The organism is Eubacterium album (genome assembly GCF_025336545.1).
Taxonomy (GTDB): Bacteria; Bacillota; Clostridia; order Lachnospirales; family Lachnospiraceae; genus Eubacterium_U; species Eubacterium_U album.
Genome location: NZ_JAODBU010000006.1, coordinates 140,277 through 161,466 on the forward strand (window position 1 = coordinate 140,277; position 21,190 = coordinate 161,466).

A 21,190-nucleotide genomic window follows, 5' to 3' on the forward strand; every position below is an offset into this window, starting at 1 on the left:
CTTCGGAGAACGCAAAACCTGTTTACAGGTCGCATTTTTGATGGGTGTACCCGTCAAAAGTGCTTTTGCGTTACTTTTGACAAAAGTAACAAAACCTGAGAATGTTGAAATTTACAGATGGGAGATGAAAAAATGCAGAGAACGATAAGTGCAATGGTCGGTAAAGGCTCGGTCAATCACAATAGCCGAAAGTTTCGAGCAGAAAATGTAGACGGAACTCGTACTCATCTCAATATCGACTACTGCAATGAAAATATAAAGACAGTTTATCACGAATTGTTTGATGAAGCATTGGAAAGATACAATGCCAAGCAGATAAGGTCAGACCGAAAGATAAAAGATTATTATGAAAAAATCCGAAGTTCCAAGCAGGAAAAACCGTTCCACGAAATCATTTTACAGGTGGGCGGTAAGGGAAATATGAACGCCGATACGGAAAACGGAGAACTGGCAAAGCAGATTTTAGATGAATACTATCAGGGTTTTCAGGAGCGAAATCCACAGCTTCGGGTGTTCTCGGCTCATCTGCATATGGATGAAGCTACACCACATCTGCACATAGATTTTGTACCTTTTACCACAGGCAGCAAGCGTGGACTTGATACAAGAGTGTCACTAAAGCAGGCTCTTGCAACGCAAGGTTTTAAGGGCGGCAGTCGTGGCGATACGGAGTGGTCGCAATGGATACAGTCCGAAAAAGAACAGCTTGCGGCGGTGATGGAACGTTATGGGATTGAGTGGGAACATTTAGGCACACACGAAAAACATCTTTCTGTTTTGGATTATAAAAAGCAGGAAAGAGAAAAAGAAGTGGCGGCATTAGGTGCGAAAATCGAGCAGAAACAGATTGAATTTGATGTGTTGTCGGAACGAGTATTGAACTATGATAAGGCAAAAGACGAGCTGTCAAATCTTGAAATAGAGCTTGATACTGCACCGAAATATCAGTTGCCAGAACCAGAGAAATTTATGACTGCAAAGGCATATAAAACCAAAATGGCAGAGCCGGTTGTAAGGAAATTGAAGCAACTTGTCAAAACGGTGCTTGCCCGCTGCTTTGAGGGGTGGGACAACTATCATAGGCTGAATACAGCGAATGCACAGTTATACCGCACCAATCAGCGTTTGGAGAAAGTCAATGAAAGATTGACCGAAGAAAACAAAATCCTAAAAGCAGAAAATAAAGATTACAGCCTGCTCCGTAAGGTTTTTGGTCGCAAACAGATAGATGATTTGTTGGAGCAGGCAAGAACAGTTAAAGGTCGCAAGCGTGATAATACACGATCACGATAGACAAAAATCACAGGAGGAAAAGGAAAATGACAAAGACAATTTTTGAAGAAATGGGCGGAACTTATAGACAGGTGGGTGATTATTTATTGCCGAACATCACAGTACCAGCCGAAGAAGAAATAGAGCCGATTGGTTTATGGGGGAAACGACATGCAAGGCATTTAAAGGAACACTATAAAGTGTTATATATGAACCTGCTGACAAGCGGAAAGCTGCATAGTTATCTTGCAGAAGTCGATAAGCAAGCAGAGGATATGTTTCTTCGACTGGTAAAGGAATATGCCGACAGACAAGATGTGACGGAACAATTAAAGAAAGATAATCCCTACGAATGGATTGGAAGAATGAATAATATTCAGGCTTGTGTGAGGGAAGTTGTAGGAACGGAGTTGATTTACACATAAGCGTTTTACGGTATGGTGCTCCTGCGTTTGCTGGAGTGCTGTGGTTGTGGTTGTAAAGAGGTTGTGAAAGATTGAATTTCGTAATGGTTGGATGTATAATTAGGAAGTGAAAATTTTAATTTGCACTTCCATAAGGTGAAATGTATTGACACAAAAAATACAGTATGATAGTATTGCCATTAGAAGAAAGAAAGGCACATTTTGTGTAAGGTGAGGAAATGATTAATAGATAATTTGATTTAAGTAAGACACATATAGTTATTGAGCCTGTAGAGAATAGGTTTGTTTTGTGTACGCTTAAGTTGGATTATCGCAAGAGGCATTTCCTTTGTTTTCCTTTTGGAAAAGAAATAAGGGGCTATTTAGCGAGTCTATTTTTGCGTATGCAAAAAAGACTCGTTTTTGTGTGTTCAAAATAATAATTGGCTCAGACTTCGAAAAGGAGAAACTTTAATGTTGCAGATAAAAAAATTAAATTTAACACATAAAAAAGACCTGAGAATAATTCTTAATGATTTCAACCTTGTGCTAAATGATGGAGATAAGGCAGTTATTATTGGAGAAGAGGGAAATGGGAAATCGACATTAATGAAGTGGATATACAATCCGTCGCTTGTAGAAAACTATATAGAAGCAGATGGGGAAAGGATAATGGGACACGAACGTCTTGGTTATCTTCCGCAGGAGATGCTCGATGAAGATAAGGAAAAAACAATATACGAATATTTTTCTGAAGAGGAAATATTCTGGGAGAAAACGCCTAAAGAATTGTCTGTTATTGCGGGAAAATTTGGAATGAAAAATGATTTTTTCTACAGTAACCAGACAATGGGTAGTCTTTCAGGAGGCGAAAAAGTCAAGACACAACTTATGAGGCTTTTCATTCGCGATGTTTCTGTGCTGTTGTTGGACGAACCTTCCAATGACATCGACATTGCGACGCTTACATTACTGGAAAAAATCATAAATGACTGGAAGCACATTGTGCTTTTTATTTCACACGATGAAACGCTGATAGAGCGTACTGCCAACATGGTGATACATATCGAGCAGATTATACGAAAAACAAAGGCGAGATATACCGTGGCAAAGCTTCCCTATAGACGCTATGTGGAAGAACGGCTTCATAAATTTGAAATCCAAAAACAGCGGGCACTGAGTGACCGTAGGGAGAAAAAGATTCGCGATGAAAAATATCAAAGAGTTATGCAGAGTGTACAAGGTGCATTAAGAAATTGTACCAGACAAGCACCGTCTGTTGCCAAAAACTTAAAGGACAAAATGCATACGGTTAAGGCAATGGAACGAAGATTTGAAAAAGAAGATGAAAATATGACTCAGATGCCGGAACAGGAAGAAGCAATCTTTGTCAAATTAGGGGATGAAAACTCACACATTCCCGCAGGAAAAACGGTCATAGAATATGAACTTTCAAAGCTTGTGACTCCGGATGGCAAAAGAATTTTAGCAGAAGGAATTCATTTAAAAATAAAAGGTTCAGAAAAAATCTGTATGATAGGAGCCAACGGGGCAGGAAAAACGACTCTTCTAAAAAAGATAGCGGAAGAACTCCTAAATCGGAATGACATTAAAGCAGAATATATGCCTCAAACTTATGAAGACCTGCTGGATTTGGATGTTACACCGGTTGATTACCTTGATAAAACAGGAGATAAAGAAGAGCGTACAAGAATTAGAACATACCTTGGTTCACTTAAATACACACCAGATGAAATGGAGCATCCGATTCGGGAGTTATCAGGCGGACAAAAGGCGAAAGTGCTTCTCTTGAGGATGAGCTTAAGTGGTGCAAATGTTCTTATTCTGGATGAACCGACAAGAAATTTTTCACCATTGTCCGGTCCGGTAATAAGAAAAATGCTCCGAGAATTTCCGGGGGCTGTCATTAGCATTTCTCACGATAGAAAGTATATTGAAGAGGTGTGCGATAAAATATATCAGCTAAATCCTAATGGATTACAGCTAATTGGTGATTGATAACAAAAAGGATGAAAGACTGACAAATTTCAGGCTTTTAGTGAGTTGGAAAGCATACAAAGATTTGAATTTGGAGGATAGATTATGGTACGTACAGAAGATGCATGTGAAATTATAAAATATGCTTTGCAAAACGAAATTAAAGTATATTTAGATGGCGGATGGGGTGTTGATGCACTTCTTAAAAGAGAATCAAGAATACACAATGATATTGATTTGTTTGTTGAACTGAAACATTATCATGATTATATTTATGTGATTAAGCAGCATGGATTTGAGGAAGTAAATACTGATTATACAACGGATGGTCATACTGTCTGGAAAGATGATAAACAAAGAATCATTGATTTACATTGTTTTGAATTTACAGATGACGGAATTGTTTATGAGGGAGATATATTTCCATCAAAAACTTTTTCCGGTATTGGAAAAGTTGGAGATATAACTGTTTCTTGTATTGAACCATTGAGTCAGGTAATGCTTCATTTGGGATATGAACACGATAAAAATGATGTGCATGATGTGATGCTGTTGTGTGAAACATTTCAAATAGCAATACCAGATGAATATAAGGAAAAGTAAAATTTCAGTTTTGTGTTGAATCTCTAAGCAAAATAGCTTATAATTTGACATGCTACATATAGTTATTATCCACAGTTATCGAGTAGGTGTTATCAATGCCGATAACAAAATGATAACATTAGCTCGTATAGGCAGGATAATATGGATATATCAAATAATCAAAAGAACGAGAAACATTACAGAGAATAATTCCTAAACAAAAAGCGTTAGTCTTTGTAGAGTTTGAATAATGCAAAAATAAATTCTATATGCCTACAAACCCCATAAATAAAGGGTTTGTAGGTTTTTTCTTTTTTAGAGTGACAATAAAATGACAATATTTTTTGCTATTTTTTATAAAAAACGTTCAAAAGCGTACATTTATGAACTGATAAAATTACATATTTTTCCTTTATAAAATAAAAAGACCCTGCAGTGACACCGCAGGGGTGGTTATGACTGAAATACCAATATTCTATTTTTCAATTCCAACTTCCCAGAAATACATATCTATAATTTTCATAGGGGTGTACAAATCACCAAGTTTATTACAAGCTTTTTCGATTTCTTCTTTGTTGTCTTTGGCGTATTGAATTATTTGCTTCATACTATTTAAATTGAAAACCCCATTTATTTTGTTCCGACGTAGCGCTTTTACAAAATATTGGTCATATGCTGGAACGCATCCAAGAGTTCCTAATATGATTTTAGTAATTAATGTATCTGTTACATTGGAAATTGTTTTTGTTTTGTTAGTACCATCTTCTATATAAGTTTGACCCATATAGTACTCTTTTATTTCATCTCTTAAACTCATTATAGTTTCAAGATCTGTGATAATATTCTCTTTAAAAGGATTAAAACTTATTAAATTTGAATATTTATCCTTACAAAGTATTTCGACAACAGGCTTACTAAATAAATAATCTTTTTGCATTAAAAAAGAATTTCGTAGCATACCCCAACTAGCTAGATAGGCATATAAATTTAATGTTATATAATTGTACATGGTTTCATCATTTTTATATTTTAAGAAACTTTCTCTACAGTGATCATATGATCTATATCTTCCGTTTTTATCGTTATGGTAACTATCAATAAATTTATTGATATATTCGTTGATATTTTTTCCCATTTTATCATCTCTCTTAAATAAACATATAAATTTAATCCTTCAAATTAGCTTTCCTAAATCTCTTCTTTGCATCAGAGATATTCTTATCCACTTCGATAGCTTTTTCGTTTTCTGCATCCAATAAGAAGTCAGCTGAATCGGTTCCAAAGCTTAAATACTTTGCCTGCCATAATAGGTAGGTTTCCTCGTCAATTTCTTCATTGATAAATTTCTCATACATTGTTGCCCAATGGCTAAACATTCTTTTAAGATTTGAAAGAGGAGCAACAGTAGCATCGTTTACGTCTATGTCGGAAGATACCTCTAAATAAACTTTTCCATCTATAGTTGTTGGAGTCAAATCCAAAGTTTTTTCCATACTGAATAAGTATTGTAGAGAACTTGCAGCTGAAATAGGATCAGGAGTTGCAAGCACGTATGGAGAAATCTCCAAAGCATTTGAAATCTCAAATATAGTGTCTGAATCCGGATAGCGATTTCCAAGTTCATAATTTCTTATAGTTGATTCATTTACACCACAGGCAGATCCCAATTCTTTTTGAGTCATGCCGGCAATTTGTCTGTAAAATCTAATCTTTTGTCCTAAATTTGCTGAGGCAAGATTTTTAGCATTTAAAGAAAAATCTCTTTTATTTTTTCCCATAAAACATATCCTTCCATATCATTTTATAACTGCTTGTATTATATCATAAACAGTTCATTTGTGAAATATAAAGATTACAAAACAGTCATAAGTGAAATGTTTTACTTGACAGTGCAAAAGTGAACTGATAAAATGAGTGCAACACAGTTCAAAAATGCACTGTACAAAGCGATGAAATTTAAATAGGTAGGAGGTGATATTATGGCAGATACACTTTTTGTTAGAGCAAGCGATGTAGCAAAGGAAATGGGAGTTTCAGAAGCTATGGCTTATAAGATTATTAGAAAACTTAATAATGAACTTAAAGAGCAGGGGTTTGTAACTGTTCAGGGGAGACTTAGCAGACAGTATTTTGAAGAACGAATCTATGGAATTAAGACTAAATAGGAGGTGAAATAAATGGTTTTTAAGAATCCCAAAACAGATAAATGGGAAGTTAGATGTTATTACAAAAATTATAAAGGTGAGCGAAAACAGAAAACCAAAAGAGGCTTCAGAACAAAATCTGAAGCTCTTGATTGGGAAAGACATTTCAAACTGCAAGACCACCAGGACCTGGATATGACCATTGAAGATTTCTTTGAATTATATAAAAGAGATGTAAGTCATAAGGTAAGACCAAACACTTGGGAAGAAAAGGAATACATAATTTTAACAAAAATTCTTCCTTATCTTGGCAAGAGAAAAATAAATGAATTAAAGGTAACGGACATTTTTGAGTGGCAAAGAGAAATTCAGAGCTTAACAACTCAAAATGGTAAGAGCTTTTCAAAATCATATCTTGGAACAATTCATAATCAGCTAAGTGCAATGCTTAATCATGCAGTCAGATATTATGGGCTTAAATGGAATGTCGCAAGCAAGGCTGGGAACATGGGCAGTGCAAGAGATAGAAATGTTGATTTCTGGACGCAGAAGGAATACCAGAAATTTATTGAGCAGGTGGCAGATAAACCACAATCATATTATGGATTTGAAATACTTTATTGGTGTGGGCTTAGAATTGGTGAACTTCTTGCCTTAACACCGAAAGATTTTGATTTTGAAAATAATGTTTTGAAAATAACAAAGTCATATAAAAAGGTTAAAGGTAAAGACATTGTGACGGACCCAAAGACACCTAAAAGCATAAGGGATATAGTAATTCCTGAATTTTTGGCAGAAGAAATTAAGGAATATTTGGCAAGTATATATGGCATCAAAGAAAATGACAGAATATTTCAAAATTCAAAAAGCTATTTTCGCCATGAAATGATAAGAGGTTCAAAAGCTGCAGGAGTTAAAAGAATAAGAATACATGATTTAAGACATTCACATGTATCATATTTGATTAATAAAGGCTATACAGCACTTGCCATAGCCGACAGACTAGGCCACGAGGCTGTAGACATCACTTATAAATATGCACATCTATTTCCAACTGTACAAACAGATATGGCAAAAACTATGGATGCAGAAAGAGAGGCTTTATTAGATGAGTGCGAAGAATAATGATGCAAAAGGCAGATGGAGAAATGTAACAGTTGCCTTTAGGGTGTCACAAGAAGAAAACGAAGAAATAAATATGAGGGCAAAACTAAGTGGATTTCAGACAAAGCAGGAATTTATTGTTCAATCATTACTTTATACAAAAATAAGAGCTGTGGGGAATCCGCTAATGATGCTTAGTTTCAGAAAATATCTCCAAGAAATAATAGCACAGTTAAAGAGGATTGAGGCTGGTGGAGAAATTGATGAAGAGGTATTTGTCCCAATTAGAACAATGTTGGATATATTAGATGGATTTGAAGAAAGAAAAAAGCCCTAAGCAATAAGCTTAAGACTTACAAGGTAACAAGGAGGTTGTCCCCGCTACTTTTATCACCAATTAAATTATAGCAGGGGTTACCTCCAATAACAACAAAATTTTTAAATTACGGAGGAAAAATGAATAACACGGTAATGAATAAATCCTCCAATGTGGAGGACACAGATAATAAAGAAATCGAGGCTATAAGGGATAGCCTTAAAAAACGTTTTGATGGAAGTCCGAGACAAACCATTGAAAATGTCATCGAAGTTTTAAATAATGACCCAATGTTAAAGGATGCAATAAGGCGTAATGAACTTTCCTGTAAGACGGACATTGTTAAGGAAATGGACTGGGGGAGACGTTCAAAGACTTTTACAGATACGGATTTTAACAACATAATGCTTAGAATGGAAAAGTTTTACGGTATTACAAGAGATAAAAACATTAAGCGTGCAATTGACATTGTAGGCAACAACAACCATTATCATCCCATTATAGACAAGTTGGAAAGTCTGGAGTGGGATGGAAACTCAAGGCTTAGATATTTGTTACCTAGATATCTTGGAACAGATGAAAGTGATTACATATTTGAGGCTACAAGAATAATGATGATGGGAGCGGTACACAGAGTGTATAATCCCGGGTGTAAGTTTGAATATATGGTCTGTCTGGTAGGTGGGCAGGGAGCAGGCAAGTCAAGTTTTCTAAGACTTCTTGCAATGGAAAATGAGTGGTTTTCGGATGACTTAAGAAAACTTGATGATGACAATGTGTTTCGTAAGATTCAGGGACATTGGATTATTGAAATGGCAGAAATGCTTGCAACCTGTAACGCAAGAAGCGTTGAGGACATTAAGTCATTTCTAAGCCGTCAGAGTGAAACTTACAAGGTACCTTATGAAACTCATCCTGAGGACAGACCAAGACAGTGCATATTTGTGGGTTCTTCCAATAATGCTGATTTCCTGCCATTTGACCGTACAGGTAACAGAAGATTTGTACCGGTAATGGTAAATAAGGAAAAGGCATTGCATCATCCGTTGGAGGATGAGGAAGAAACAAGGGCTTACATAGAACAGTGCTGGGCTGAAATAATGAATATGTATAAAAAGGGCATTAACACTAGACTTGTATTTAATAAGGAGTTGGAAAAGGAACTCATCGAATTTCAGAAGGAATGTATGCCTCAGGATACTCTTGTTGGCATCATTGAAATGTTTCTTGAAATGACGGATGAGGAGTTTGTGTGTGTTCAAATGATTTACGAGAGGGCGCTGCACCACGAAAACTGCAAGCCGAAACAGTATGAATCAAGAGAGATTACAAGTATCATGAGGCTTAAATTTGCAGAGCAGTGGGAAGAGGTGAAAAGTCACAGATTCATTAAGGAAGGATATGGAACCCAGCTTGCATGGAAGAGAAAAATGTAAATTTGTTATGTAAATTGGGTGGTTTGCAAATCAGAAAGATGAATTTGTAAATTGGAAATGACGTAAAAAAAAGAGCCAATTTACATCAGAATGGTTTCAATCCCTTTATTTAAGGGATGTTTTGAAATTTGTAAATCGTAAATTGTAAATTGGCTAAATAAAACTAAAAAAATAAAGTTTTTTAAAACCGATTTACATTTTCAATTTACGGAAAGGAGATTGGTATGGTTGAAAAGGTTAAACAGATAAAAATAGATGAAGACTTATTTAGAATGATATATCAGTATTTTATATATGGTCGTGAGGACGAAACGGAACTGATTAAGACAGGTCTTAAAGATAAGATGGATAAGATGATTTTGAGAAACATTTATACAGAAAGCAAGATTGCCGAATCAGCAGAGGAGAGAGAAAATGCAAGAAAAGAATATCTTGACAGAAAGGAAATCCCGGAGGATTTCCGTTGGTAAATTTCTGCTTAATGTTAATGACCTGCAAGTGGCACTTGCAGGTTGTAGAGCAGACAAGTCGGCAACAATATATGCGGTAGCGACAAAAAAACTAAAGGTAAAAGGAAAGCAGATTAGCCCTCGGCGATTGAGAGCGAAATACACCCATCGCACAAAATCTTACGATTTTATGCTCTTAAGGGTTTACATTTCGCCCTTGCAGGGGGCTTTTTATTTTACTTAAACATAAAGATTTAAAGAACAGGAGGAACAAATATATGGCTAGAAATTCATTTATTCAGATAAGCAAATTAGGCAATTTAAAGGGGCGCATAGATTACATTACAAATCCCAAAAGGCAGGAAAATCTGTACGCTGTTTACAATACAACAGACGATACATTTTGGCATGATCTTGCCGGGTGTAACAGATTGGAATTTAAGAAAAGCGGAAGTGCAGGAAAGTGTATCGAATCAAGAGAACTGATTATTGCATTGCCTGAACCATTCTGTAACATAGACAAACAAAGGGTATTGAAAGATTTTACTGAGCTGTTTAGAAAAACTTACGGAGTAAACTGCATTGCAGCAATGCATCACAACAAGACAAAAACAAACTTACACATTCATTTGATATTTTCGGAAAGAGAGGAATTGAAAAACGGCATAAAGAAAATTTCCACACGAAACATGTTTTATGATGAAACAGGAAAGCATGTAAGGACCAAAAAGGAAATACTGGATGACAATGGGAATGTAAGAAAAGGCTGTAACATCATCAGAAAAGGTCAGGTTTATGAGTACAACAGATTTTCAAAAAAGAAAGTGGAGTTTAAGGCAAGGTCATTTCTAAAGGGAGTAAAATCATTGTACACGGAGCATATCAATTCCTTCTTAAATGACAAAGATAAACTGCAGGTGTTTAACAATAAAGATGTCTATCTGCCAACAAAAAAGATTGGAAAGAATAATCCGAAAGCAGAGCAGATAAGAAAAAACAATCAGGTGAGAATGAAGTGGAACAGTACAGTTGATGAAGCACTGTTTTATCAGGTTCCAAAAAAACACATCAGAACCATTAAAGAGGAAAATATACTTAAGAATGTAAATAAATTTGGAAAGACGGAAACAAAGACAGTTGGTGGATTAAGGAAAAACAAGTCATCAAGGGAAAGTGCAGGCGTAGGAATATTTGCCGGAGTTTTTGAAAAGACTGTTGAAATGGCATGTGATTGTTTAAAGGGATTAATTAGGATATTTAGAGGTGCAATTGCACCAAAGCCACCACAACCGGTTAAAGAGTATAAGCAGTATGCAAAAATGGTTGATGAATTATTGGAAAATCATAGGGCATTAAACAGAGTGCATATGGCAATAAGAGAGGCAAAAGACCAAATAGACCGAAAAGAATACAGGATGTTTGGAGGAAAGAAAAAGTTAAAGGATGAAATTTCACAGTTGGAAAAGCGGGAGAAAACAGCAAGGAGTTTAGAAAACAGATTGTTGAAAAAATTAAATGGTGACAGTGTGGATGGGGTTATAAGAAAATTTAACCGAATGAGAATGGAAATGGATGCGTATAAAGATTCCGTTGACAGGGCGGAGGATGCTAAAGAAATGTTGGATGAGAACGTCAGGGAGTATATGGAGAATGTGCAGGAAAAGGCATCAGCGAGAGAAAAAAGTAAAGATGGACGAGAAGAAAAAAATACAACTTATACTGTAAAAGAATTATGTAAAAGTGATTTTAAAGGAAAATTAAAAATGGAGGTGCAGTAGAAAATATAAAGTGAAATAAGTAAGACCATATAATTGAAAATATTATTTGAATGAAAGGACTATTTAGAAGTGGATAATTTTATGGTAGTATATATTTAAAGTAATTTATTTAAACCATTTAGTTGTTTGCATCACACAATGGAGGAGAAAAAATGAAGCTACTATATTCAAATATATTACCGATGGCGATAAAAGAAGGAAAAGAAACTATTGCAGAAGCAATAAATAGTCAAATACAGTTAGCAGATAGGATTGATATTGCAGTTGGGTACGTTTCAAGATTAGCATTAGAAGAAATTGATATGTTAGTTGAGAAGCATAATATAAAAAATATTTGTCTTAACTTAGGAATGTATTTTACTGAGGGAATGCCAGAGGGCTCATATCATACTGCGCTTAGAATAAATAAGAAGTGGAAGAATTTGGGAATCGGAGAAATTCGTATGGTTAAAGCTTTCAAATATCACGGAAAACTTTATGTGTTTTATAAAGAGGGAAAACCAGTTTCTGCAATAATTGGATCAGCTAATTTGGGAGTATTAAAACTTGAGGCAAATAATAGAAGACAGTATGAAATTTCAGCTATAACAGAGGAAAAGTATGAAGTTGAAGAAATTGTGAATCATATAGAAGAATTAAAGAAATCGAATGTATCAGCAAATATAGCTGAAATAGAAGGAATGCCACTTATTTATGAAAAAAATACAGCATTGTCAGGTATTGAACTTGTTACAGAGGTTCCAAAATCAAATGTTGAATTTTATAAAAGGTGTGCATCATATGCATCATTTCGTTTGCCGTTAAAGGTGCCTTCTGAGAACGAAAGGTATATGGATGATGGAAAACATTTTACTAAATCAAATGTTAATGTCTGCTATGCAGCTCCTAGAAATAAAAGAAAATCCAGGGATTGGTATGAAACACAACTTACGGTGTCAAAAGAGATAACAAGGTTGGAAGGCTATCCGGAAAAGAAAGTTCCTTTTTATATTGTGACAGATGATGGTTATTGGTTCAAAGCCCACACTACAAGTGATGGAAATAAACAATTTAGTGCGGTAGGCGATGAATTAATTATGGGAAGATGGCTTAAGGGTAGGTTAGCGGCTGCTGGATTGGTAAAACCTGTTAATGATACTCAAGCAGATACCGAGCGTGAAGGAATGATTACAAAGGAGATGCTCGAAGAATACGGATGTGATAATCTATATCTCAAAAAAACTGGGCAGACAGCACTTGATGGCGATGGAACACCGCTAGATGTATGGATGCTTTCATTTAAGCAGATTGAAGAGAAAGGAGAAGAAGAGTAATGCAGTATTTGAAGAATTATCTTGATAAAATAGTAATACGCGGCAATGAGAAACTTGCAGAATCTATTATGAATACAGCTGAAGAAGTTGGAGATAAATATATTAAAAATTTCTCGTTTACAAGTCATGAGGTGGGTTTGCTTTTTGGAAATGTTCAATCAGGTAAGACGGGTCAGATGTTTGGAATAATCTCAAAAGCAACCGATTTAGGCTTTCCAGTTTTTGTTTTGCTGACAACAGATAATGTTGTGTTACAACAACAAACATTAGATAGAGTTAAGTCGGATCTTGAGGGGTATTGCATATGTGGAGAGAATGATGCACGAATTTTCACAGACAACTGTTTGACAAAACCGACAATTATTGTTTTAAAAAAGAACGTTCGTATTTTGAAATTATGGTCTAACATATTTAATTCTACGGGATTTATGAGAGGAAATCCGCTATTTATTATTGATGATGAAGCAGATGCAGCATCTTTGAATACACTTGTTAATAGGGATCGACAATCATCAATTAATAAGTATTTGGATATAATTAAAAATGGAGCATCAAGTAGTATATATTTACAAGTAACAGGAACACCCCAAGCAATTTTTTTGCAGACGATAGAGTCTGGATGGCACCCATACTTTACTTATTATTTTCAACCGGGAGAGAGTTATTTGGGTGGTGACTTTTTCTTCCCTTCAACAGGAAAACCACAATGTGTAAAATTTTTAGAACAGATTCAAAATCCTACAAGAAACGTAGTTATTAGGCATATTGCTGTGGCAGCACAGATTTTAGCATCTGGAGGAAAAGTTGCCAACTGTTTATTTCATCCAAGTGTAAGACAGGCAGAACATAAAAAATATGCTGATGAAATACTTAATGAAATTGCGTGGTGTGTAGAAAATAGAAATGAGGATTTTAAAGAGGCGTTGGAAAAAGAATATGATAATTTGACACCATATAGAAATGATAAGGTTAAATTTAGTAAATATATTCAAAAGGCATATGAGTTATTAGATAACAAAATGATTCACATACTTATAATGAATGGGAAAAATGATGTTGATAGTGAGCAGTATGGGAAAGGATGTAATTTCATAGTTGGTGGAAACACTTTGGGAAGAGGAGTTACATTTCCTTGTCTTCAAACAATCTATTACACAAGGACTAGCAAAAAACCACAAGCTGATACAATGTGGCAACATAGTAGGATGTTTGGATATGATAGAGATCCAGGACTTATGAGAGTATATATCGAAGAAAAATTGTATAAATTATTTTCAGATATAAACGCAACAAATAACTCCATTATTGCCCAGATTGAAAGGGGGATTGATGATGTAAAGGTATATTATCCAAATGGTTTGAATCCGACAAGAAAAAATGTACTTGATAGTAACTGTGTGGAGATGCTATCAGGTGGAACAAATTACTATCCATCATATCCCGATAATGATTCAATAGAAGAATTATCAGAACTACTAGAACCATTTAATGCTGATGAGCAGTATTATCAAGTTAATCTTAGAATTATTAAGAAAATTTTAAGTCATATCATACCGAGTCCGGATTTTAAGTTAAAAGCATTTGTTTCTATAATTGATACAATATTATCAGAGCAACCAACAGGACAAGGAATATTGATTGTTCGAAGAAACAGAGATGTTGCACAAGGAACTGGGGCGTTGCTTTCGCCAAATGATTGGAGATTAGGAAGTGAGTTTCCTTCAAATTTAGTATTGACAATGTATCAAGTTACTGGAAATAAAGGTTGGGGTGGTAGAAAATTATGGATACCTAATATAAAGTTACCAAATGATATTATCTATTATGATGTTATAGAAGATGTGTAAAATAATAGCTGTACTATTCAAAATAGAAGTAGTACAGCTAATTTTATTCGTTAATGGAAGGCTGAATACTTTCATATTCAATTCCAGCAAATGATTTAAGTATTGCTTCAAAAATAATTTTTGCTCCCTGACATGGAACTGCCATTCCTATTTGTTTACGGACACTTTCTTTTGACCCTAAAAATTGATATGAATCAGGAAAGGTTTGTAAACGTGCACGCTCACGATTTGTAAGAGCGCGTGGTTCAGACCAATGGTAGATATGTGTACCACCGCCACCGCTACCGGTTACCGTGTAAGATGGCTTTGTTGGGTCAAGTCTTTTGTATATTTGACTAATTTTTGCACCTTTAACTTTTAATTGTAAATCTTCAGGCAAATCAGCTGTAAAAGCATTCTGCCCAGGTTTTATGTGCTTTAATCTCTCAACAACTTGTTTTGATTGTTTTGTAAACTCATTGTTAAAAGCGTCTATAGGAATTGGTGGATTTTCAATTGCATTTTTGCAGGTATTATCAATATTCGAATAAGGTGCAGGAGAAGGAATTTTAAATTCTACTTCTATATCATTTCTTATACCAACAATAATCAAACGATGTCTTGCCTGAGGTATACCGTAGTCTTCAAATTTGTATAAATGAGGAGTGATGGTATATCCGGAATCCTTTAACTCATTCAAAATTTTGGTAAGAGCTTTCCCTTTATTTGCACTTCTTAATCCACCAACATTTTCGGCAAGAAACCACATTGGTTTAAATAGCTTTAATGCTTTGACACCATAAGAATAGAGAGGACCAAATGTTCCATCTATTCCCTTTTGCTCGCCCACAACACTATAGTCGTTGCATGGAAAACCAAAAGCAAGAGCGTCAATTGGTGCTAATTTAGACATATCAAGTGTCCTAATATCTTCGTGATAAACTGTTTCAGGAGCGTTAGGACAGATATTGTGACGATATGTTTCACAAGTCGATTCATCATAATCATTAGCCCATTGGTGTATAATACGGTAGTTGTCATCACCTATATTTGCATTAGTGGCACCCCAGCCTATTCCACCGGGCCCACAGAATAATTCACCTAGTCTATAAATCATTTTAGTGTCCTCTTTTCTGTCAATAAATTTATCAGCCCCTGTATATGAGAAGTTGCATCATCGCTTAAAAATTCTATATTTTTAAAACAGTTGTTTTTACAATTTATATCCGCTTCATCCAAATATCCATAAGCTTTGTATAATTCAATCAGATTTATTCCGTAAAAATTAGCAAGGGCTTTTAACTGTGGAGCAGGAGGACATTTTGTTACGCCTTCTTCTATACGGCGGATAGTGGAATCACCTACACCTGTTTTAGTATATACAGCTTTTACACCAAGTCCGAGTTCTTTGCGTATATTTTTTAAATATTGTCCTGGATTGTTCATTGCATCCTCCTTCCAGTTGATTATACAATATTTGCTGCAAAAACGCAATAATTATTTATATATGCTGCGTAAAGCAGCAAAAATAATTTATATACAGATAGCATCCAAAGTTATATAATAATTATAAAGGTGGTGAAGGTATGGTTAGGAGAAATTGGACAAGGGAAGAAACTATTTTAGCAATGGACCTATATACACGTATGCCTTTTTCAAAAATAGGAAAAAATAATCCAGAGATAGTTAAGCTCGCACGGATTATAAATAGAACTCCAGATGCGGTAGCGTACAAGATGTCTAATATAGCACATTATGACCCAGAGTTGCAGGCAAGAAATATATCGGGATTATCTCATACAAGTAAATTAGATAAAATTATTTATAATGAATTTTCGAATAATATAGAAGAATTATCTTTTGTGGCGCAAAATATTTTAGCTAAACTACAACATGTATCAGTAGATGAATTATTACCAGATTTACAATTGGATAAAATACCATTGGGTATAACTAAAGACCAACAGGCAAAGGTAAGAATAGGACAGTATTTTTTTCGTACATCTGTACTTATGTCATACGGAAATGCATGTTGTGTTACAGGCTTGAAAAATAATGAATTACTTATTGCAAGTCATATTAAACCTTGGAATGTAAGTGATGCTAAAACAGAGAGGACAAATCCAAGCAATGGATTGTGCTTAAATGCTATGCATGATAAGGCTTTTGATAGAGGGCTAATAACCATTGATAAGAATTACTGTATTGTAAATTCTCGTATAATTAACGATGTGGTGATGGATGACAAAACAAGAGAGTGGTTTTCTTTTTATAATGGCAAAAAAATAAGATTACCAGATAAATTTTTGCCAGGAAGAGAATTTATAAAATATCATAATGATGTTATATTCAAGGGAGGGTGATGAAAAACGGTTAATGTAGTATAGTAAATACTGTTGTTTGGGTGCTAAGATTAGAATGATTGTATATAACATTAAAAAGATTATATGCCCATAAAGAAATTTTTTGCAATATAGTTTTGTGAAAAAAAGATAAAAATAGGAGGATGCTATGGAAAAATCAATTCTTGATATTATGATAAATAGGAATGAATTTCCAATTATTTTTATTGGTTCAGGGATACCTAGGAGGTATTTGGTTAAATACCCGAGCTGGGAAGAGTTGTTAGAAGAATTTTGGAGGAAAGCCGAACAAGAAAATTTTTATGGCTTTCTGAATAAAGAACGAGACAAAATTGGAGATTTATCTAGTAGAATTGATCAAGATTTTGAGATAAATGTAAATGTTGCGTCAGAAATAGAAAAAATAATTAATATGAAATTCTATAATGGAGATATAGAAATAGAAGGATTGACTCAAAAAGAAGCATATAAAAATGATTTGTCCCCATTTAAAAAAGCATTGGCTAATAGGTTTTCAAAATACCAGATAAAAGATAGTTATTTGGAGGAGTTGGCACATTTTAGAAAAATGTTGGTGAAGTCTCAAATGATACTGACAACAAACTATGATACTTTTATTGAGGATCAATATAATAAGGAAAGTAGTTATAATATAAAAAAGTATATAGGACAACGGGGATTCTTTCAACAAACGATAGGTTATTCAGAAATATATAAGATACATGGTTGCATATCTGAACCTAAGTCATTAGTTATTGGAAAAACGGACTATGAATTATATGATGAAAATAGTATTTTAATTAGTGCAAAAGTTATTTCGATGCTTTTACATTCTCCCATTATTTTTTTAGGATATTCTTTGACTGACCGGAATGTGAGAAAACTAATTAAAAGTTTTGCTATGTCTTTATCAGATCAAGAAAAAGAGGAACTAGAGAAAAGATTACTCTTGGTTCAATGGGAGAAAGGCAGTGAAAAACTTGTCGAGCAGGTTATAAATGACCCGGATTTAGGATGCAGGCTTACAGTTATAAGAACAGATAATTATTCATTAATTTATGATAAGATTGCGGAAATAAATCAGGGCGTTGCTCCAGCTGAAGTTAGAAGATATCAACATGTAATAAAACAGTTAATTATTGAAAAGGGAAAAGCTGGAAGTCTTCAGTCAGTCTTGGTATCACCGAATGAGCTGGATGATATAGAAAAAAATCTAAAAGATAGGAATATTGTAGTGGCAATAGGCGATAGTAAACTTATTTTCAATATGCCTAATGTTGTAGAATATATTTTAGACTACATTAGGGATGATACAGAGCAAAATAATGATACTATGCTTAGGTTCATAGCGAGCCAAAATAATAATATTCTTCCTTTTTGGAGATACCTATCGGAGGAATCTATTTTGAAAAGTAGTTTAGCTGAAAGCGAAAAAGAAAAATTGAGAAAAAGATTAAGAACATTTGTAGATGTTAAAGATCAAATAGATTTGTTACAGTTTACTGAAAAGTATAATAGTTTGGAAGAAATTAAAAATGCAGGGTTGAAAGAATACCATAAACATTGTGTTGTTGCTGCAAATATTGATACTATTGGAATTGAAAAATGTAGAGAATATATAATAGATGAACTTAATAAGATTAAGAGCAAAGGGGAAATAAAGGTGCCAACAACGTTACGACGATTAGCACTTATATATGATTTTAGGAAGAATCATTAGTTTATTGCTTATGATTATAATTAAATTAGTTTATTAGAATATATCTTATGACAATAAAATGACAATATTTTCACTGGAAACTATATGTAACAATACTAAAACAGTACAGAAGAGAACTGTTAAATACAATAAATATCCTGCTTTGTAAAGAAGTAAATTTTTGTGAGTAGGAGTTTGAATAGTTGACGCTGGGCTACAAAGCCTGTAACCACGGGGCTTTGCGGCTTTGGGTGTTTGAAATTGCATTATCATTGCATTTTTATATTTCTTTGTGATACATTGCAGTATGCTGATTACTGGTATAATTAGCAATACTTTGAGAAGCTGACTGGTAGCTGAGAACCCCGGTCAGCTTCTTTGCAATCTCAATATTGGTGTTTGGATACAGATGACCATAAGTTCCTAGTGTCGTCTGTATTTTTTCATGTCCAAGACGCTCTTTAATCAGCAGTGGATTTTCGCCCATGCTGATAAGCAGGGAAGCATGCGAATGTCTCAGGGCATGAATTTTGATTCTGTGGACACCAGCTAAATTTGCCAATTTCTCTAATGCTCTTGGAAGCGTTGTTTTGCTGGTGGGTGTACTGTTATAACTCAGTACGAATCCACAATTTGGTAAAACCTTTGCCTGGACCGCCTTCCATTCTTGTAATTCCTTGATGGTATCAGCATCAATATAAATGGTACGGTTGCTTGCCTGCGTCTTAGGTTCAACGAATTTGTAGTCATTCATTGTTTTATAGTACAGTGTTTTACTAATAATCAGCATACCTGTTTCAAAATCAATATCATCCCACTGTAAGGCGGCAGCCTCTCCAATACGCATTCCAGTCATAAATAAAAGCCAGAACGAGATGAAGAGATAGTGCTCGTAGTAGTCACCTTTGTACAGCAGGGATATTACCTTCTGAAACTCCTCCAAAGTCCAGAAGTCGATCTTTACTTTTTTAGATTTGATATTGCCGATCATGCGGGCAGGATTCTTCTTTGCAAGTCCGAGGATAATCGCCCGGTCAAAAGCTAAACATAACATTCCCTGAACAATGCGTACATAGTTTGGACTGAATTGTTTTGCCAACTTGAGCTGCCAGGTCTGTACATTTATCGCTTCTATTTCGGACACTTTCTTCTTGTAGAAATAGGCAAAGTGTTTTTGAATGGTCGAGTAACGATTCTTGTAGGTACTTTCTTTCACCTGAGTTTTGTACCACGGAAGATAGATTTCTTCAATAAACTTTTTGAAGGTAATGTCTTCCTTCTTATCAGCTAATTCTTCCGTTGATGCAAGAATCAATTTGGAATACTCGGCACGGGCTTCTTTTTTTGTTGAGAATCCGCTGCGGTATTTTTGAATCTGTTTTCCGGTTACAGGATGATATCCGAGGTTGGCTCGAAAATAATAAGTGCCGTTTTCTGCTTTTTTAATTGGATCTTTTGCCATGATTTCACTCCTTACTAAAATGCAAAAAGCACGATCATTCTTGCTTATCGGGCAAAGTAATCCCTAATAATTCTTCAACGGCTTCTTTTGGAACCCTGTCTAATTTTCTGGATTGATAATAGGTATGCCCCTTTTCTACCATAAGTTCCTTTGCTTTTTTGATAATATCAGCAGCAAAGGAAGGACCGTAGCCTAATTCAATCAAATCCCTTTTTGTTACAGTTATCATGAATCTCCTTTCCACAGACAGGGAATCAACTTGATACCTGTCTATTATTATATCAAATTTTGAGTAAAAGTTCTCTAATAAAAGCGCTATAAGCTAAAATCCCAAAAGTCTATGTTATTCTTTCAGAAGCCAGTTCCTATGCCCGTTCCGGCCACGTAAAACGGTGTTACTTTGTAACTATTAAGCTGCAGGCGTGCGAAGATGCAAACTATCTGCAGTCACCTATATCAATCTCCCGAAAGATTTCTTTTGTTTTCAAGGTACGGCGAATGGATATATTACCCATTCAATTAAGGAATAGGGGGCTTTTCTTTAAGATTGAAAAATTTTAAGAAAAAATGATAAAAATAAAAGCTGCCTTGATTTGGCAGCCACGGAAATCTATTTGCGTTTTAGAGCCAGACGATTCAGCATGGAAATGAGCGCAAGCATATCCTCGTCATCGAGTTGTTTCATCAGATCAGTTGCTTTGTCAATCAGAGGAAGATTGTGCAGCTCTGAATCGAAGAACTGTTGAGGAGTGACTTCCAGATAGTCACAGATATCCAGAAAGCTCTGCATGGTAGGCAGAGAACGTCCGGAAGTGAGGGACTGGATGTAGCTTTTATTTTTGCCAAGATCCAGACTCATCTGATATTCAGATACATTTTTCTTTAAACGCAGTTCGCTGATGCGTTCTCCAATAAAGTTTTTATCCATACATTTACACCTCTCTTCCACATTTTAAACTATTTACTTACAGCAAATTACGGAATAAAATAGAGATATATTTGAAATATAGTGATTATTCCGTAATATAACCGTAATTTACTAAA

Annotated in this window: 21 protein-coding genes; 14 read left to right on the plus strand and 7 right to left on the minus strand. The window is 34.8% G+C overall.

The features are described from left to right. The first annotated feature begins 132 nt into the window (after nt 1-132). The 4 genes from N5B56_RS06580 to N5B56_RS06595 all read left to right on the plus strand — a co-directional run bounded on the left by N5B56_RS06580 (nt 133) and on the right by N5B56_RS06595 (nt 4,277). Nucleotides 133-1,293 carry a plasmid recombination protein gene (locus tag N5B56_RS06580; RefSeq protein WP_009247524.1) on the plus strand — a complete coding sequence of 387 codons (1,161 nt, stop codon included), beginning with the start codon at nt 133-135 and terminating at the stop codon, nt 1,291-1,293. 26 nt (nt 1,294-1,319) lie between these two features. Continuing rightward, a complete protein-coding gene (locus N5B56_RS06585; RefSeq protein WP_009247523.1) occupies nt 1,320-1,697 on the plus strand; it encodes a TnpV protein in 378 nt (125 codons plus the stop codon). A 453-nt stretch (nt 1,698-2,150) separates the two neighbouring features. Then, complete coding sequence (locus N5B56_RS06590; protein WP_260978619.1) at nt 2,151-3,695, plus strand: ATP-binding cassette domain-containing protein; 1,545 nt, start codon at nt 2,151-2,153, stop codon at nt 3,693-3,695. 84 nt (nt 3,696-3,779) lie between these two features. After that, nucleotides 3,780-4,277, plus strand: coding sequence for a nucleotidyltransferase domain-containing protein (locus tag N5B56_RS06595; protein WP_009247521.1), 498 nt, complete (start codon nt 3,780-3,782; stop codon nt 4,275-4,277). A gap of 454 nt (nt 4,278-4,731) precedes the next feature. Here the strand turns inward: N5B56_RS06595 and N5B56_RS06600 are convergent, their stop codons facing one another. After that, nucleotides 4,732-5,391: a hypothetical protein gene (locus tag N5B56_RS06600; protein WP_117910129.1), complete on the minus strand. Its 660-nt coding sequence runs from the start codon at nt 5,389-5,391 to the stop codon at nt 4,732-4,734. Nucleotides 5,392-5,422: 31 nt separating this feature from the next. Further along, nucleotides 5,423-6,034 (minus strand): helix-turn-helix domain-containing protein, encoded by a 612-nt coding sequence (locus N5B56_RS06605; protein WP_117910130.1) that lies wholly within the window; start codon nt 6,032-6,034, stop codon nt 5,423-5,425. A 201-nt stretch (nt 6,035-6,235) separates the two neighbouring features. On the opposite strand from N5B56_RS06605, the gene N5B56_RS06610 reads away from it, so the two are divergent. The 8 genes from N5B56_RS06610 (at nt 6,236) to N5B56_RS06645 (ending at nt 14,643) form a co-directional block, all read left to right on the plus strand. Beyond that, nucleotides 6,236-6,421 carry a helix-turn-helix domain-containing protein gene (locus N5B56_RS06610; protein WP_117910131.1) on the plus strand — a complete coding sequence of 62 codons (186 nt, stop codon included), beginning with the start codon at nt 6,236-6,238 and terminating at the stop codon, nt 6,419-6,421. 12 nt (nt 6,422-6,433) lie between these two features. Next, nucleotides 6,434-7,525 carry a site-specific integrase gene (locus N5B56_RS06615; RefSeq protein ID WP_118564899.1) on the plus strand — a complete coding sequence of 364 codons (1,092 nt, stop codon included), beginning with the start codon at nt 6,434-6,436 and terminating at the stop codon, nt 7,523-7,525. Further along, complete coding sequence (locus N5B56_RS06620) at nt 7,509-7,841, plus strand: plasmid mobilization protein (RefSeq protein ID WP_117908219.1); 333 nt, start codon at nt 7,509-7,511, stop codon at nt 7,839-7,841. The genes N5B56_RS06615 and N5B56_RS06620 overlap by 17 nt, the downstream gene beginning before the upstream one ends. Before the next feature lie 119 nt (nt 7,842-7,960). After that, nucleotides 7,961-9,256 carry a virulence-associated E family protein gene (locus N5B56_RS06625; protein ID WP_260978620.1) on the plus strand — a complete coding sequence of 432 codons (1,296 nt, stop codon included), beginning with the start codon at nt 7,961-7,963 and terminating at the stop codon, nt 9,254-9,256. 224 nt (nt 9,257-9,480) lie between these two features. After that, nucleotides 9,481-9,726: a complexin-2 gene (locus tag N5B56_RS06630; RefSeq protein WP_260978621.1), complete on the plus strand. Its 246-nt coding sequence runs from the start codon at nt 9,481-9,483 to the stop codon at nt 9,724-9,726. A 257-nt stretch (nt 9,727-9,983) separates the two neighbouring features. Then, nucleotides 9,984-11,483, plus strand: coding sequence for a MobA/MobL family protein (locus tag N5B56_RS06635; RefSeq protein ID WP_260978622.1), 1,500 nt, complete (start codon nt 9,984-9,986; stop codon nt 11,481-11,483). 152 nt (nt 11,484-11,635) lie between these two features. Continuing rightward, on the plus strand, nt 11,636-12,796 hold the full coding sequence (locus N5B56_RS06640) for a restriction endonuclease PLD domain-containing protein (protein ID WP_260978623.1): 1,161 nt from the start codon (nt 11,636-11,638) through the stop codon (nt 12,794-12,796). Then, nucleotides 12,796-14,643, plus strand: coding sequence for a Z1 domain-containing protein (locus N5B56_RS06645; protein ID WP_260978624.1), 1,848 nt, complete (start codon nt 12,796-12,798; stop codon nt 14,641-14,643). Before N5B56_RS06640 ends, N5B56_RS06645 begins: the two co-directional genes overlap by 1 nt. A 43-nt stretch (nt 14,644-14,686) precedes the next feature. Here the strand turns inward: N5B56_RS06645 and N5B56_RS06650 are convergent, their stop codons facing one another. Together N5B56_RS06650 and N5B56_RS06655 are read right to left on the minus strand one after the other, a co-directional pair. Further along, entirely contained in the window at nt 14,687-15,739 is a 1,053-nt protein-coding gene (locus N5B56_RS06650; RefSeq protein WP_260978625.1) for a DNA cytosine methyltransferase, read from the minus strand. Next, the gene (locus N5B56_RS06655; RefSeq protein ID WP_118564906.1) at nt 15,736-16,068 is read right to left on the minus strand and encodes a helix-turn-helix domain-containing protein; all 333 of its coding nucleotides are present in this window, start codon (nt 16,066-16,068) and stop codon (nt 15,736-15,738) included. The genes N5B56_RS06650 and N5B56_RS06655 overlap by 4 nt, the downstream gene beginning before the upstream one ends. Before the next feature lie 140 nt (nt 16,069-16,208). On the opposite strand from N5B56_RS06655, the gene N5B56_RS06660 reads away from it, so the two are divergent. Further along, nucleotides 16,209-16,985: an HNH endonuclease gene (locus N5B56_RS06660; RefSeq protein WP_118564907.1), complete on the plus strand. Its 777-nt coding sequence runs from the start codon at nt 16,209-16,211 to the stop codon at nt 16,983-16,985. A gap of 148 nt (nt 16,986-17,133) precedes the next feature. After that, the gene (locus tag N5B56_RS06665) at nt 17,134-18,705 is read left to right on the plus strand and encodes an SIR2 family protein (protein WP_118564908.1); all 1,572 of its coding nucleotides are present in this window, start codon (nt 17,134-17,136) and stop codon (nt 18,703-18,705) included. A 259-nt stretch (nt 18,706-18,964) separates the two neighbouring features. Here N5B56_RS06665 and N5B56_RS06670 read toward each other — a convergent pair whose 3' ends face one another. The 3 genes from N5B56_RS06670 to N5B56_RS06680 all read right to left on the minus strand — a co-directional run bounded on the left by N5B56_RS06670 (nt 18,965) and on the right by N5B56_RS06680 (nt 21,074). Further along, on the minus strand, nt 18,965-20,146 hold the full coding sequence (locus N5B56_RS06670) for a site-specific integrase (protein WP_005333347.1): 1,182 nt from the start codon (nt 20,144-20,146) through the stop codon (nt 18,965-18,967). Nucleotides 20,147-20,180: 34 nt separating this feature from the next. Beyond that, nucleotides 20,181-20,375 (minus strand): DUF3173 domain-containing protein, encoded by a 195-nt coding sequence (locus N5B56_RS06675; RefSeq protein WP_005333349.1) that lies wholly within the window; start codon nt 20,373-20,375, stop codon nt 20,181-20,183. A 381-nt stretch (nt 20,376-20,756) separates the two neighbouring features. Beyond that, nucleotides 20,757-21,074 (minus strand): helix-turn-helix domain-containing protein, encoded by a 318-nt coding sequence (locus tag N5B56_RS06680; RefSeq protein WP_005333350.1) that lies wholly within the window; start codon nt 21,072-21,074, stop codon nt 20,757-20,759. Nucleotides 21,075-21,190 lie beyond the last annotated feature (116 nt).